At 71.7% G+C, this 15,332-nt stretch carries 12 protein-coding genes; 3 read left to right on the top strand and 9 right to left on the bottom strand.

The annotated features are described in order from the left end of the window. Positions 1 to 29: 29 nt before the first annotated feature. Positions 30 to 236, bottom strand: a complete 207-nt coding sequence (locus tag BJ965_RS21865; RefSeq protein ID WP_184910207.1) for a hypothetical protein — start codon at positions 234 to 236, stop codon at positions 30 to 32. Positions 237 to 311: 75 nt separating this feature from the next. Beyond that, positions 312 to 1,157: a TIGR03619 family F420-dependent LLM class oxidoreductase gene (locus BJ965_RS21860; protein ID WP_184910206.1), complete on the bottom strand. Its 846-nt coding sequence runs from the start codon at positions 1,155 to 1,157 to the stop codon at positions 312 to 314. Between the two features lie 198 nt (positions 1,158 to 1,355). Here BJ965_RS21860 and BJ965_RS21855 point away from each other — a divergent pair, with 198 nt between their 5' ends. Then, positions 1,356 to 2,864: a CehA/McbA family metallohydrolase gene (locus BJ965_RS21855; RefSeq protein WP_184910205.1), complete on the top strand. Its 1,509-nt coding sequence runs from the start codon at positions 1,356 to 1,358 to the stop codon at positions 2,862 to 2,864. A gap of 80 nt (positions 2,865 to 2,944) precedes the next feature. Here the strand turns inward: BJ965_RS21855 and BJ965_RS21850 are convergent, their stop codons facing one another. Then, entirely contained in the window at positions 2,945 to 3,694 is a 750-nt protein-coding gene (locus tag BJ965_RS21850) for a CDP-diacylglycerol diphosphatase (RefSeq protein WP_184910204.1), read from the bottom strand. A 486-nt stretch (positions 3,695 to 4,180) separates the two neighbouring features. Between BJ965_RS21850 and BJ965_RS21845 the strand changes: the two genes are divergently transcribed. Beyond that, the gene (locus tag BJ965_RS21845) at positions 4,181 to 4,573 is read left to right on the top strand and encodes a nitroreductase/quinone reductase family protein (protein ID WP_184910203.1); all 393 of its coding nucleotides are present in this window, start codon (positions 4,181 to 4,183) and stop codon (positions 4,571 to 4,573) included. A gap of 6 nt (positions 4,574 to 4,579) precedes the next feature. On the opposite strand, the gene BJ965_RS21840 is transcribed toward BJ965_RS21845, so the two are convergent. The 6 genes from BJ965_RS21840 to BJ965_RS21815 form a co-directional block, all read right to left on the bottom strand. After that, the gene (locus BJ965_RS21840) at positions 4,580 to 6,031 is read right to left on the bottom strand and encodes an aldehyde dehydrogenase family protein (protein ID WP_184910202.1); all 1,452 of its coding nucleotides are present in this window, start codon (positions 6,029 to 6,031) and stop codon (positions 4,580 to 4,582) included. Next, entirely contained in the window at positions 6,028 to 7,758 is a 1,731-nt protein-coding gene (locus tag BJ965_RS21835; RefSeq protein WP_184910201.1) for an N-acyl-D-amino-acid deacylase family protein, read from the bottom strand. Before BJ965_RS21835 ends, BJ965_RS21840 begins: the two co-directional genes overlap by 4 nt. Positions 7,759 to 7,846: 88 nt before the next feature. Next, positions 7,847 to 8,965 carry an LLM class flavin-dependent oxidoreductase gene (locus BJ965_RS21830; protein WP_184910200.1) on the bottom strand — a complete coding sequence of 373 codons (1,119 nt, stop codon included), beginning with the start codon at positions 8,963 to 8,965 and terminating at the stop codon, positions 7,847 to 7,849. A gap of 112 nt (positions 8,966 to 9,077) precedes the next feature. Continuing rightward, on the bottom strand, positions 9,078 to 9,848 hold the full coding sequence (locus BJ965_RS21825) for an SDR family NAD(P)-dependent oxidoreductase (RefSeq protein WP_184910199.1): 771 nt from the start codon (positions 9,846 to 9,848) through the stop codon (positions 9,078 to 9,080). Positions 9,849 to 9,857: 9 nt separating this feature from the next. Next, positions 9,858 to 10,760: a TIGR03619 family F420-dependent LLM class oxidoreductase gene (locus BJ965_RS21820; RefSeq protein WP_184917423.1), complete on the bottom strand. Its 903-nt coding sequence runs from the start codon at positions 10,758 to 10,760 to the stop codon at positions 9,858 to 9,860. Between the two features lie 14 nt (positions 10,761 to 10,774). Further along, a complete protein-coding gene (locus BJ965_RS21815; RefSeq protein WP_184910198.1) occupies positions 10,775 to 12,022 on the bottom strand; it encodes an amidohydrolase family protein in 1,248 nt (415 codons plus the stop codon). A 226-nt stretch (positions 12,023 to 12,248) separates the two neighbouring features. Between BJ965_RS21815 and BJ965_RS21810 the strand changes: the two genes are divergently transcribed. Beyond that, a complete protein-coding gene (locus BJ965_RS21810) occupies positions 12,249 to 15,305 on the top strand; it encodes an AfsR/SARP family transcriptional regulator (protein WP_281402934.1) in 3,057 nt (1,018 codons plus the stop codon). The last annotated feature ends 27 nt before the right edge of the window (positions 15,306 to 15,332 follow it).

Here is a 15,332-nt window from a genome sequence, read left to right as displayed (position 1 = left end):
GTGCGTTGATCAGAGCCGGGGAAGCCCCGTCAGTGGAACGCCAGCCACCCGATGCCCAGGGCCGAGGTGAGGCCGGCGGCGGCGACGGCGGCCGGTCTGTGGCGGTGCAGGGCGAACCAGACCAGCGCGGCGGTCACCAGCACGGCCGTGGTGCCGATCGCGGCGCGCAGCAGCCCCTGGCTGTACCCGTACTCGGTGAAATGGCGCAGGAGCCAGGAAAACCAGGCAAGCCTCATGACGTTCTCTCCCCCGTGGCGAACTGACCGGCAGTTTAGAGGCGGCGCCAACCTGCCTGCCGGGCAGGGGAGTTGTCAGAGATGAGCGGCGAGGCCGTCCAGCGCCTTCAGCACCTCCGTCTCCCCCGCCGGAGGCAGCTGCGCCACGACCTCCTCGATGCCGAGGTCGGCGAAGTGGGCGAGTTTGCCCGGGGAGGGGTGGACGGCGTAGGGGACGACCTGGAGGGCCCGGGGGTCACGGCCGGCGTCGGCCCAGACGGTGCGCAGGAGGGGCAGCGCCTCGCCGAGACCTCGCCCTCCGATCGGCAGCCAGCCGTCGGCGTACTCGCTGATGTGGGTGAACAGCCGGGGTCCCGCGGCCCCGCCGACGAGCGTGCGCGGGCCGACGACCGGACCGCGCGGCTGCCGCACGGGCTTCGGATGGGCGTGGCTGGCCCGGACACCGCCGAACTCCCCTTCGTAGGCCACCGGCCGCTCCGACCACAGGGCCCGCATCAGCGCCATCCGGTCCCGGACCAGCTCGCGCCGGGAGCTCCACCGCACGCCGTGGTCGGCGGCCTCCTCCACGTTCCAGCCGAAGCCGAGACCGAGTGTGAACCGGCCGCCGGAGAGGTGGTCGAGGGTGGCGATCTGCTTGGCCAGGGCGATCGGGTCGTGCTGCGCGACGAGCGTGATGCCCGTGCCGAGCCCGAGCCGCTCGGTGACGGCGGCGGCCTGGCCGAGGGCGACGAACGGGTCGAGGGTGCGGCCGTACTCGGGCGGCAGCTCACCGCCCGCCGGGTACGGGGTGGTCCGCTCGACGGGGATGTGGGTGTGCTCGGGCAGGTACAGCCCGGCGAAACCGCGCTCCTCCAGCTCCCGGGCGAGCCGGGTCGGGGTGATCGTCTCGTCGGTGAGGAAGATCGTCACGGCGATGCGCATGACCCACCTGTACCCGAGGGACGGGACGGTGTCGATACCGACCGGTCGGCATTCACCGGGTGCCGTGCGGGTGAAATCTGCCGATCCCCTTCCCTTGCACCGGAGTTCACGGCTCAATACGAGGTTGGACACAAGGTTGTACGCACCACCCCCGCACCACCCGTGCCATGTCACCGACGACACCTGGGGAGCAGCAGCATGTGCGAGGACAGCCACGGCGGGCTCGGTCGGCGCGCTCTGTTCGCGACGGGAGCGGCGGCCGCGCTTACCTTGGGAAGCGTGAGCTTCGCTTCAGCGGCCGACGGGGGCCAGGAGAGCAGAACCGTGCGCGGCACGCTGCCGCCCGGCTCCCCGGACTTCGTGTACGTGCCCGTCGAGGTCCCGGCCGGGGTCCGGGAGCTCGAGGTCGCCTACACCTACGACCGGCCGTCCGTCCCGGCCGGCACTCTGGGCAACGCCCTCGACATCGGCGTCTTCGACGACCGCGGCACCGAGCTCGGCGGCCGGGGCTTCCGCGGCTGGTCGGGCGGGGCGCGCACCGAGTTCTTCATCCGCGCGGACGACGCCACCCCGGGGTACCTCCCCGGCCCGGTACGCGAGGGCACCTGGCACATCGCGCTCGGCCCGTACACCGTCGCCCCGCAGGGGCTGTCCTACGAGATCACGATCACGCTGACGTACGGGGCGCCGGGCGAGACCGCCGAGCCGGTGTATCCGCCGGAGCGGGCGAAGGGCCGGGGCCGGGCCTGGTACCGGGGCGACTGCCATCTGCACTCCTGGCACTCCGACGGCCGCCGCACCCCCGCCGAGATCGGGGAGCTGGCCCGGGCGGCCGGCTTGGACTTCATCAACTCCTCCGAGCACAACACGCACTCCGCGCACGCCCACTGGGCCGACGTGGCCGGGGACGACCTGCTCGTCATGCTGGGCGAGGAGATCACCACCCGCAACGGGCACGTCGTCGCGCTCGGCACCGACCCGGGCACGTTCGTCGACTGGCGCTACCGGGCCCGCGACAACCGCTTCGGCCGGTTCGCCCGGCAGATCCGCCGCGCCGGCGGCCTGGTCGTCCCGGCCCACCCGCACGCCACCTGCGTCGGCTGCAACTGGAAGTTCGGCTTCGACGAGGCGGACGCGGTCGAGGTGTGGAACGGCCCCTACACGCCCGACGACGAGGTGGCGCTGGCCGACTGGGACAGCATGCTCGTGGCGTCCGTACGGGACGGGCGCGGCTGGCTCCCGGCGATGGGCAGCAGCGACGCCCACCGCTCCCCGGACGCGGTGGGCAGCCCCCAGACGGTCGTCCTGGCCGACGACCTGACCCGGGAGGCGATCCAGGAGGGCATCCGGGCGGGACGGTCCTACGTCGCCGAGTCCGCGCGGGTGGCGCTGTCGCTGCGGGCGTCCGGCGGACGCGGCGAGCACGCGGGCATCGGCGAGCGGCTCACCGTCGGCCGCGACACCCCGGTCACGGTCCGCCTGGAGGTCACCGGCGCCCCGCGCTGCACGGTCCGCCTCGTCACCGACCAGGGCGTCGTGCACACCAGCGGCCCGCTGCCGGTCTCCGGCTCGGGCGTGGTCGAGTGGCGGACGACCCCGTCGTACGCCGCGTACGTACGGGCCGAACTGCGGCACGAGGCGGCGGCGGGACCGCTGCCCGGGCCACTGGCGGCGTTCACCAATCCGGTCTTCCTGGGGCGCCGCTGAGGCCTGTCGTCCGGATCAGCCCGGCCGTGAGGTGCGGGGCCTCTCGAGGCCCTGACCCCGCGACGCCGGGACAGGAGACCCTAGTTGCACGCGAGGAGCAGGTCGCAGGTGCTGGTGCCCCTGTTCAGGTCCAGTGTCGTCTCGCTGTTCAGTACGTAGAACCCGAGCGGCTGTGGTGCCGTCGTCGGGATCACGGTCATTGTTTGGTTTCCCATCTGGTCGGCCGCCGGGAGCATGTCCCGCAGAAGGTGGAAGAGGTTGTCGGCGGCGAGGCTTTTGACGAAGAGGACCCGATAGGAGCGCACCTGCGGTTGCGGCGGCGTCTGCGTGTCCTTTCTGCCTGGCACACGCAGAATGCTGTTGGGCCAATCGACCGGCTTCTGGGCGACTTTGCCGAAGTTGGCGTCAAGATACTTCTTCGCCTCCGGCTCGAAGGGGGCCAGATGGATGTGGAGCTGGTCCTCCTTGCGGGCATACTTCGAGTTGATTCCCAATCCGATGCTGCTGGGGCTCATATGTCTCGCGGCGTACGTCAATGCCCCCACCCAGTAGTTCGGATTGGGATGCTCCCAGATGGCCGGGCACTCTATTCCCTTTTTGCGGTCGGTAGGGATCAGTAGATAGATCTGCACACCGCCGCTCGTCCCGTCGTTCCACAGCACCCACTTGTTGGTCGTGTCGACCTCTATGCAGGGGTTACAGGGACCGGCCTTCAGCGGCGCCCAGTGCTGCACCTGGAGCCAGAGCCAGAGACCTTGCCCGTCTCCGGGTGAGCCGCAGTCGGGGGTGACGGGTGCACCAGTATGGTCTCCCCAGCCGTTCTCGGACATGTGCCGCCTCCTGAGGGTCGAACATGGGAGCAGGAACTCGGCCGTTACGTGAGGTTCCTGGTCATGGGGCCGACTGCCGCGGGCTTCTTGACCTGACGACTTGGCGTACGAGTGCTTCTAGTTGCCGCCGTCCGCACAGACGATCTCGACGGTGGCCCGCGTACCGTTCTTCGGAACCCCCGTGAACACGACCGAGTACGCCTCGGTCCATGCGCCTGCCGCTGAGAGCCACAGCCGGCCATCCGCAATGTACGGCCTGAGGGTCGGCCGAGGGTTCGTGCCATCGGCGCCGGTTGTTTCGCCAACTCCCTTGCGACTGAGCGCTTCTAAAAGGGATGACGACTCTTTCGATCCTAGCGAGCAATGGACATTACGTCCACTTTGGGACTTAATGCGAGCGGTTCACCTGTCAATCAATGCGGAGATACCCTCGGCATTTGGTGCCTGCTTCAATCAAGAGCTTTGCACGAAGGAGACTGGCAGACGATGTCCCGCCGCACCGACCTGAGGTTCCGCGCCACCACGGCTTTCCAGCGCCGTCTCAACCCGATCCTGCGCCGCCTCCCCCTCCAGACGGTCCTGGAGACCACGGGCCGCGTCTCGGGGCTGCCCCGTCGGACGCCGGTGGGCGGGCGCCGCGTCGGCGGCTCCTTCTGGCTGGTGTCGGAGTTCGGCGAACGGTCGCAGTACGTACGCAACATCAAGGCCGATCCGCGGGTGCGGGTCCGGATCCGCGGGCGATGGCACGGGGGCACCGCCCATCTGATGCCGCAGGACGATCCGGTGGCGCGGCTGCGGGGGCTGCCCCGGGTCAACAGTCTGGGCGTGCGGGCCCTCGGCACGAACCTGCTGACCGTACGGGTGGACCTGGACACCTGAGCGGCGTCACCCCGGCCACACGATCGCCTGCACCTCGCTGTAGGCGTGCAGCGCGTAGCTGCCGACGTCCCGGCCGACGCCGCTGCGCTTGAAGCCGCCGAAGGGCGCCTCCATGTTCCGTCCGACGGTGTTGACCCCGACGCCGCCGGCCCGCAGCCGCCGTGCCACCCGGAAGGCCCGGGCCACGTCGCCCGACCAGACGTAGTCGATGAGCCCGTAGTCGGTGTCGTCGGCGAGCGCGATGCCCTCCTCCTCGTCGTCGAAGGGGACGACGGCCACCACCGGCCCGAAGATCTCCTCGCGGACCACGCGCATGTCGTTGGTGCAATCCGCCAGGAGGGTCGGGGCGACGTAGAAGCCCGAGGGCAGATCGGGGCGTTCGCCGCCCGCCACCACCACCGCTCCCTCCTTGCGCCCCAGTTCGACGTACGACTCCACCCGGTCCCGGTGCGCCGCGGAGATCACCGGCCCGACCACGGTGTCCGGCTCGCGCGGGTCCCCGACCCTCAACCGGGCCGCATAAGCGGTCAGTTGCTCCACCAGCCGGTCGTACACCCCGCGCTGCGCCAGCACCCTCGTCGGTGCCGTGCAGATCTGCCCGCTGTAGAAGGAGAAGGTGGTGCCGATCCCGGCGACGGCCGAGCGGAGGTCGGCGTCGTCGAAGACGATCGCGGCGCCCTTCCCGCCCAGCTCCATCAACTGCCGTTTCATGCCCCGCCCGCACACCTCGGCGATGCGCTGCCCGACCGCGGTGGAGCCGGTGAAGCTGACCATGTCGACGTCCGGTGAGGCCACGGCCGCCTCGCCGGTCTCCGTACGGGAGCCGCTGACCACGTTCACCACGCCCGGTGGCACGCCCGCCGCCTCCAGGGCCTCCGCCATCCGGTAGACCGACAGCGGGTCCTGCGGGGCGGGTTTCACCACGACCGTGTTGCCCATGGCCAGGGCCGGGGCGATCTTGCCGGCCGGGTTGGCCCACGGGTTGTTGTACGAGGTGATGCAGGTGACGACCCCGACGGGCTGGCGGACGGCCAGGGCGCCCATCACACCGGCCTTCCCCATCGGTCCGGCCTCGTTGATCTGGGGCGGGATCGCCCACTCGGCGGGCTCCACGCGCGCGTAGCGACGGAAGCGGGCGGCGGCGACACCGACCTGCATGCCGCGTGCGGTGCCGAGCGTCGCGCCCGTCTCCGCCCGGGCAAGTTCCGCGTACTCCGTCAGCCGCCCGGCGATGATCCCCGCAGCCCGGCCGAGCACCGCGGCCCGCTCCTCCGGTGAGGTGCGCGACCACGGCCCGAAGGCCTCTCGGGCCGCGGCGCAGGCCGCGAGCACCTGATCCCGCGAGGCCTCCGGCGCCCACCCGACGGTCTGCTCGTCCGCCGGGTCGATCACCTCGTAGTGCCCGCCGTCCGGCTCCACCCAGAAGCCACCGACGAACAGCGGCTGCCGAACCGTCACCGCGTGCTCACCGTCTCCGTGTCCCGCCCGGAGCGCAGCACCCGGCCCGGTACGGCCCCGGTCACCACGTCGTCCCTGATCGCCTCGACCCCGTTGACCCACACGGCCCGTACGCCGAGCGCGCGGGAGTCCAGCCGAGGGCTGTCGCCCGGCAGGTCGTGCACCAGGGTGGCCGGGCCCGCGTCGATCCGCTCGGGGTCGAGCAGCACCAGGTCGGCGTGCCAGCCCGCCTTGATCCGCCCCCGCTCGCGCAGCCCGAAGAGCCGGGCCGGGTCGTCGGTCAGCATCTTCACGGCCTGCTCCAGACCGACCAGCCTCCGCCCCCGCAGGCAGTCCCCGAGGAACCGGGTGGTGTACGGCGCCCCGCACATCCGGTCCAGATGGGCACCCGCGTCGGACCCGCCCAGCAGCACGTCCTCGTGCTGCCAGGTCTCGGCCCGCAGCGCCCAGGACGCCGGGTCGTTGTCGGTCGGCATCGGCCACAGCACCGTGCGCAGCCCGTCGTTGGCGCAGATCTCCACCAGGCAGGCGAAGGGCTCCTGCCCGCGCTCCTCGGCGATGTCGTTCACCACGCGCCCGGTGAGCCCGGCGTTGGCCTCGCTGTAGGTGTCGCCGATGACGTACCGCCCGAAGTTCGACAGCCGCCGGAAGACGCCCGCCTCCTTGGACCGGGCCCGCCGCAGCAGCTCGGCCCGCACCTCCGGGTCGCGCAGCCTCTCGATCCGCTCGGGCACGGGGAGACCGAGCACCGGCCCCCACCCGGGGATGAGGTTGAGCGCGCAGAACGTTCCCAGCGACATGTTCATCGGCGTGAGGATCGGCATGGTCAGCGCCACGACCCTGCCGCCGGCCTTCCGCGCCTGCTCGCTCGCGAGCAGCTGCCGGGGCACCCGCTCGGGCACGGCCGCGTCGATCGTCAGCACGTTCCAGTTCAGCGGCCGCCCCGCCACCGCGCTCATCTCCACGAACAGATCGATCTCCGCGTCGCTGAACTGATCCAGACAGCCCGCGACGATCGCCTCGAGCTGCGTGCCCTCGCACTCCCCGACGGCCCGCGACAGCGCCAGCAGTTCGGCCGGCTGGGCGTGCCGTGAGGCGACGGGTTGCCCGTCGCCGTCGGAGTGGCTGGTGGACTGGGTGGTGGACAGCCCCCACGCCCCGGCGTCCATGGCCTCCCGCAGCAACCGCACCATCGCGGCGAGCTGCTCCTGACTCGGCTGCCCGCCCACCGCCTGCGGCCCCATCACGTACCGCCGCAGCGCACAGTGCCCCACCATGAACCCGGCGTTGACGGCGATCCGCCCCTCCAGGGCGTCCAGGTACTCCCCGAAGGAATGCCAGTTCCAGGGCGCCCCCTCCTCCAGCGCCACCAGCGCCATGCCCTCGACCTTGGACATCATGCGGCGCGTGTAGTCGGCGTCCTCGGGACGGTCGGGGTGCAGCGGCGCGAGCGTGAACCCGCAGTTCCCGCCGGCGACGGTGGTGACCCCGTGGTTGAGCGAGGGTGTGGCGTACGGGTCCCAGAAGAGCTGGGCGTCGTAGTGGGTGTGGGGGTCGACGAAGCCGGGGGTGAGGACGAGGCCGGTGGCGTCCTCGACCGACCGTGCCTCCTCGGTGACCGTCCCTACGACGGCGATACGGCCGTCCCTGATGCCGACGTCGGCGATGAAGCCGGGCGCACCGGACCCGTCCACGACGGTCGCCCCTTTGATGACGTGATCGAGCATGACCACTCAACTCCCTGAGCTGCATGTCCCTCGGGGGCGCGGGGAACTGCACGACCGGCCACACCCCACCCGCACCCGCCAATGACGCTCAAACACCCTGCCGGAACCGCGAAGTCCGATGCACAGGATCCGTATCGATCTTGGGAATCACGTGCTCCCCGACCAGCCGGATCGTCTGAAGCGTCTCCTCCTTCGGCACCCCCACCGGCAACCCGAAACTCAGCTGATCCGCCCCGGCCCGCTCCCACCGCTCGCACTGCCGCAGCACCTCGTCCGGATCGCCGCAGACCAGCAACTCCTCCTCGATCAGCACCTCCACGAACTCCTCGGTGTACTCCGGCAACGTCTCCGGCCACACCGGGAACCCCTCGGGCCGCGGGAACGTGTCGTGGTACCGGAACACCAGCGAGGGCAGATAGTGCAGCCCCCCGCTCGCCGCGATCCGCACCGCCTCCGCATGGGTCGGCGCGCAGATCGCCGTGGTCGTCACCATCACGTTGTCGTTCACGAAGGCCCCGACGGGCTCGGCGTCGACGATCGCCGTCTTGTACTGCTCCAGCACCCACTCCATGTCGGAGACCTTCTGCACGCTGAAGCCGAGCACGCCGAGCCCCTTCTTCGCGGCCATGGCGTACGACGGCGGCGACCCGGCCGCGTACCACATGGCCGGGTGCGCCCCTCCGTACGGCTTCGGCAGGACCTTGCGCGGCGGCAGCGACCAGTGCTTGCCCTGGAAGCCCTGGTACTCGTCCTGGAGCCACATCTTGGGGAACTCGGCGATGGTCTCCTCCCAGAGCTCCTTGGTGTGGTTCATGTCGGTCACTCCTGGCATGAACCCGAGGATCTCGTGCGATCCGGCGCCCCGCCCGCTGCCGAACTCGAAGCGGTTGCCGCTGAGGTGGTCGAGCATCGCGACCTTCTCGGCGACCTTCACCGGGTGGTTGACCGGGGCCAGCGGGTTGAAGATGCCGGAGCCCAGGTGGATCCGGTCGGTCGCGTGGGCCAGGTAGCCGAGGAAGACGTCGTTGGCGGACAGGTGCGAGTACTCGTCCAGGAAGTGGTGCTCGGAGGCCCAGGCGTACTTGAAGCCGGACTTGTCCGCCTGGATGACGTACTCGGTCTCCTCCATCAGCGCCTTGTGCTCGGCGAGCGGGTCGGTCTCGGCCCGCTTGCCGACATATCCCTGAACGAAGATGCCGAATTCCAAGGAGGTTCACCGCCCCACGATCGGTCCATCGTTTCTGACGGAGTGTCAGATTTAGCTCCGACTGTTCCACCGGCCTCCGGGAGCGTCAATAGCTGATGATGCGTCAGATAGGTCAGATGACGCTGACCCCGGCCAGCCACCCGCCGTCGATCACGAACGGCTGCCCCGTGATGTACGAGGAGTCCTCCGAAGTCAGGAAGAGCGCGAGGCCGGCCACCTCCTCGGGCCGCCCGACCCTGCCCAGCGGCACCAGCTTGCGGTACAGCCGGTCCAGGCCCTTCGCCGTCTCGGCCGGGTCGGCGTCCGGGTCCAGCCGGGCCGGGTTGGACATGGCCGTGTCGATGGCCCCGGGGCAGACGGCGTTGACGCGTATCCCGCGCCCGGCCAGCTCCAGGGCGGCGACCCGGGTCAGACCGACGACGGCGTGCTTGGTCGCCGCGTAGGCGCCCACCGCGGCCATCCCGGTCAGACCCGTACAGGAGGCGGTGTTGACGATCGTGCCCCCGTCGGCCATCTCCGGGGCGACGGCCCTGATGCCGAGGAAGCAGCCCACCTGATTGACCTGGACGACCTGCATGAACTCGTCGAGGGGTGTGTCGAGGAGGGAGTTGAAGCGCAGGATGCCGGCGTTGTTGACGAGCCCGTCGACATGGCCGTAGGCGTCCTTGGTGGCCGTGACGGCGGCCTGCCAGTCGTCCTCGCTGCCGACGTCGAGATGGACGTACCGCGCGCCGATCTCCTTCGCGAGGGCCTCGCCCCGGTCGTCGAGGACGTCCGCGACGACCACCCGGGCCCCCTCGGCCGCGAACAGCCGGGCCTCCTGCTCACCCTGGCCGCGTGCGGCGCCGGTGACGATGACGACCCGGCCGTCGAGCTTGCCCATGGGGTCTCCTCACAACTCGGGGGCGACCTCGGCGCCGAACGCCGAGATCTGGTCGGTGAGTTCGACACGGCTCCGGCTGCGGAACCGCACCTGGATCTGGTGCACACCCATCGCCCGGTACGCCCGCAGCGACTCGGCGAGCTCCCGCGGTCCCCCGGTGAGGGTCCGGCGCCCCACCTCCCACCGGGGCGTGCCGACGTAGAGCGGTTCGACGATGGCGCCGACGGTGAACGGGCCCTGCACACGGGCCTCTTCGCGCAGCTCCCTGATGCGTGCGATCTGCGCGGGCAGCCGGTCCCTCGGGTCCCCCTGCGGCAGCCATCCGTCGCCCTTGAGCGCGGCCCGGCGTACGGCGGCGGGCGAGGAGCCGCCCACCCAGACGGGGACCCGGACCTGCGCCGGCCGGGGCCGCTGCCCGAGCCCCTCGAAGTCGTACAGCTTGCCGTGGTGCTCGGGGAACTCGTCCGGTCCGAGGGCGGCACGCAGGGCGTCGAGACACTCGTCGAGCACGGACCCGCGCTGCCGGAAGTCCACGCCCAGGGCCTCGAACTCCTCCTGGACGTGCCCGGCGCCGACCCCGAGGATCAGGCGACCGCTCGAAAGGTGGTCGAGGGTGGCGTACTGCTTGGCGGTGAGCAGCGGGTGCCGCAGCCCGACGATCGCGACATGGCTGAGCAGCCGGACGCGTTCGGTGGCGGCGGCCAGGAAGGCGAGTGTGGCGACGGGGTCGTACCAGACGGTACTCATGGCGGCGGCGAGGCGACGCGGGATGCCGACGTGATCACAACCGGCCAGGTAGGCGAAGCCGGCACGGTCGGCGGCGCGGGCGATCGCCAGCAGGTCGTCCGGCCCGGCCTCCGCCTCCCAGCCCTCGGCGTAGAGGGTGCTCTGCGACTGGACGGGCAACTGCATCCCGTACCGCAGGCTCACCGCGCACCACCGGCGCCGCCCGGCCACAGCCCTTCCTTCGTCAGCCCGAGCAGCTCGATGGCGTTGCCGCGCACGATCCGCTCCACGACCTCCGGCTCCAGGTGCCCCATCTGCGCCTCGCCGACCTCGCGGGACTTGGGCCAGGTGGAGTCGGAGTGGGGGTAGTCGGTCTCGTAGAGGACGTTGCCGACGCCGATGGAGTCGAGGTTGCGCAGCCCGAAGGCGTCGTCGAAGAAGCAGCCGTGGACGTGCTCGGCGAACAGCTCGGACGGCGGCCGGTGCACCTTGTCGGCGACGCCGCCCCAGCCGCGGTTCTCCTCCCACACCACGTCGGCCCGCTCCAGGATGTAGGGGATCCAGCCGATCTGCCCCTCGGCGTACATGACCTTGAGGTTCGGGAACTGCTCGAACTTGCCGCTCATCAGCCAGTCGACCATGGAGAAGCAGCAGTTGGCGTAGGTGATGGTGGAGCCGACGGCGGGCGGGGCGTCGGCGGAGGTGGAGGGCATGCGGCTGCTGGAGCCGATGTGCATGGCGACGACCGTGCCGGTCTCGTCGCAGGCCTGGAGGAACGGGTCCCAGCCGTCGGTGTGGATCGAGGGCAGTCCGAGGAACGGCGGTATCTCGGAGAAGGCGACGGCCCGGACCCCGCGGGCGGCGTTACGCCGGACCTCCGCCGCCGCCAGCTCGGCGTCCCACAGCGGGATGAGGGGCAGGGGTATGAGCCGCCCGTGCGCGTCCGGGCCGCACCACTCCTCCACCATCCAGTCGTTGTAGGCGCGCACGCAGAGCAGGCCCAGTTCGTGGTCCTTGGCCTCGGTGAAGGTCTGGCCACAGAAGCGCGGGAAGGTCGGGAAGCACAGGGCGGACTGGACGTGGTTGACGTCCATGTCGGCGAGCCGCGCGGTGACGTCGTAGGACCCGGGCCGCATCTGCTCGTAGGTGATGACCTCGAGCTTGATCTCGTCCCTGTCGTACCCCACGGCGGTGTCGAGCCGGGTCAGGGGCCGCCGCAGCTCCTCGTAAACCCACCAGTCCCCGACCGGCCCGTCGTCCCCGGGCTGCCCCATCACCGGCTTGAAGCGGCCTCCGAGGAACGTCATTTCCTTCACGGGGGCCCGGACGATGCGCGGTCCGACCTCCCGGTACTTCCCCGGAAGCCGGTCCTGCCAGACGCTCGCGGGCTCCACGGTGTGGTCGTCCACGGAGATGATCAGCGGAAACGTGCTGTCGTGGGTGTCCATGCCGCTCACGGTAGCGCTGATCTGACGGGGCGTCAGCTATGCCTGCGGGGGTCGATTCCGGCCACGATGGCGTGATTCACCCGACTCGGCCGGGTGGGTGCGGAGAGAGTGTGCAGACCTGGTGGACTCCCGTGTGCCGCCCTGTGATCGGTGTCTCCCACGGCTGACGTATCCGCCGCCAACAAGGCAAACTGGCGTGGTTGCTCAGGATGTCTAGGGGGACTGCATGGACGGTGTACCGGACGGTGTGCCGCGCGTACCGGAGCAGCGGCGTCCCGACTCCACGCCGACGCCGTCGGAGCCGGCCATGACGACCGAGGCGGAGAGGCCCGCGGAGTCCGCGGCCCTGCGCTTCAGCGTGCTCGGGCCCGTGCGCGCCTGGCGCGGTGACGAGCCGGTCACCACCGGGTCCCCCCAGCAACGCGCCCTGCTCGCCGCCCTGCTGCTGCGCGAGGGCCGCACCGCCACGGCGGCGGAGCTGATCGACGCCCTGTGGGGCGAGGAACCGCCCTCGCAGGCGCTGGCGGCGGTACGGACGTACGCCTCCCGCCTGCGCAAGGTGCTGGACCCGGGCGGCGAGGTCCGCCGCTCCGGCGACGCCGCGGCCACCGCCTCGGCCGTCCTGGTCAGCGAGTCCGGCGGCTACGCGGTCCGCGACCTCGCCGAGGACGCCCTGGACCTCACCGTCGCCCAGGACCTGGTGACCGAGGCGGAGAAGGCCCGCTCCGCGGGCGAGCTCAGCCACGCCCGCGAGACCCTGCGCCGCGCCCTCGCCCTGTGGGACGGGGAGACCCTGGCCGGAGTGCCGGGCCCGTACGCGGAGGCCCAGCGCGTCCGGCTGGAGGAGTGGCGGCTCCAGCTCGTCGAATCGCGCCTGGACATGGACCTGGAGCAGGGCTGCCACACCGAGGCCGTCTCGGAACTCACGGCCCTCACCGCGGCCCATCCGCTGCGCGAGCGCCTCCGGGAGCTCCTGATGCTGGCGCTCTACCGCAGCGGCCGCCAGGCCGAGGCCCTCGCCGTCTACGCCGACACCCGCCGCCTGCTCGCCGACGAACTCGGCGTGGACCCGCGCCCCGGCCTGAGCGAGCTGCAGCAGCGGATCCTCCAGGCGGACCCCGGGCTGGCGGAGCCCTCCTCACCGGCGCCCGAGCCGGCCTCCGCCCCGGTCCGCCCGGCACAACTGCCCGCGACCGTGCCGGACTTCACCGGCCGCTCGGCCTTCGTGCGTGAACTCGGCGACATCCTCGCCTCCGCCGAGGGCCGGGTCATGGCGGTCTCGGCCCTGGCCGGCATCGGCGGCGTCGGCAAGACGACCCTCGCGGTGCACGTGGCGCACCAGGCGCGCGCGGCGTTCCCGGACGGGCAGTTGTACGTCGACCTCCAGGGCGCGGGCGCCCGGGCGGCGGAGCCGGAGACGGTCCTGGGCTCCTTCCTGCGCGCCCTCGGCACGGCCGACTCGGCGATCCCCGACTCCCTGGAGGAGCGCGCGGCCCTGTACCGCTCGGTCCTCGCCGGGCGCCGGGTGCTGGTCCTGCTGGACAACGCCCGGGACGCCGCCCAGGTACGCCCCCTGCTGCCCGGCACGGACGGCTGCGCCGCGCTGGTCACCTCCCGGGTGCGGATGCTGGACCTGGCGGGCGCCCACCTGATCGACCTCGACGTGATGTCCCCGGACGAGGCGCTGGCGCTGTTCACGAAGATCGTGGGTGAGGAGCGGGTGGCGTCCGAGCGGAAGGCCGCGCTCGACGTGGTGGCGGCCTGCGGTTTCCTGCCGCTGGCGATCCGTATCGCGGCGTCCCGCCTGGCGGCCCGCCGCACCTGGACGGTGTCGGTCCTCGCGGCGAAGCTCGCCGACGAGCGCCGCCGCCTGGACGAACTCCAGGCCGGCGACCTGGCCGTCAAGGCCACCTTCGAGCTCGGCTACGGCCAGCTGGAACCCGCCCAGGCCCGCGCGTTCCGCCTGCTCGGCCTGGCGGACGGCCCCGACATCTCCCTCGCCGCCGCCGCGGCGGTCCTGGACCTGCCCGTCGAGGACACGGAGGACCTGCTGGAGTCCCTCGTGGACACCTCCCTCCTCGAATCGGCGGCCCCCGGCCGCTACCGCTTCCACGACCTGGTGCGGCTCTACGCGCGTGCCTGTGCGGAAAGGGACGAACTCCCGCCGAGCGAACGGGGCTCGGCACTGTCCCGGCTGCTGGACTTCTACCTGGCGTCCGCGGCCGGGGTGTACGCGATCGAGCGGCCGGGCGACCGGCTGGTGGATCACCTGGAGCCCACGTCGTACCCGGGGCTTCGCTTCGGCAACCGGCACGCGGCGCAGGACTGGCTGTACGCGGAGGCCATCTGCCTCCTCGCCTGCGTACGGCAGGCCGCGGGGCGGCCGGAGACCCTCCCCCGGGCGATCGACATGCTGTGGGCGGCGCACGACCTCTCCGAGTCGGGGGCCAACTCCAAGGAGTACGAGGCGACCGCCCAGGCGCTCGTGGGCGCGGCCCGGTCGCACGGGCTCGGGCGGGCGGAGGCCCGGGCGCTGATGACGCTCGTCAACGTCCATCACGTGAGCGGCCGTTTCGAACGGGCCGAGGAGGAGGCGGAACGGGCCATCCTCCTCGCGCAGGAGTCCGACGACCTGCTCCCCGTCTGCTGGGCGCGCAACGCGCGCGGCATCATCGCGCTCTACCAGAACCGCCACGCGGACGGCGAGGAGCACCTCTCCCGGGCCATCGAGCACTTCCGGGCCCTGGGCGACCGCCCCGGCGTCGCCGCCGCCCTCTGCAACCTCTCCCGGATCCATCTCGCGACCGGGCGCACCCAGAGCGCCGTCGCGCTGGCCCAGGAGGGCATCGACATCTACGACGCCATGGGCAACGCCCTGCGCGGGGCCAACGCCCGCTACGCCCTCGGCCTCGCCCTCACCCAGAGCGGGGAGCTGCACGACGCGGCCGACCGGCTCCAGGAGGCGCTGGAGGTCTTCCGCGACAGCAGGCAGCGCCTGTGGGAGGGCATGAGCCTGTTCCGGCTGGCCGAGGTGGATCTCGCCGCCCGCCGCGCGGCGCGGGCCGCCGCCAACGCCGAGATGGCCCTCACGGTGCTCCGCGGGATCGGCGGGGAGTGGCGGCGGGGCAACGTCCTCACGGTCCTCGGACGCGCGCTGAGCGGCATCGGCCAGACCGGCCGGGCCCAGGTCTGCTGGCAGGAAGCGGCCGGCATCTACGAGGAGCTGGGCTCACCCGAGGCCGCCGAGGTGCGCGCGCTGCTGTCCCCGGTGCAGGCGGCCTGAGGCGTCGTCGGGGCGTTCATCATTCGT

The organism is Streptomyces luteogriseus (genome assembly GCF_014205055.1).
Lineage (GTDB): Bacteria > Actinomycetota > Actinomycetes > Streptomycetales > Streptomycetaceae > Streptomyces > Streptomyces luteogriseus.
This window is presented reverse-complemented; position numbering and strand designations above follow the sequence as displayed.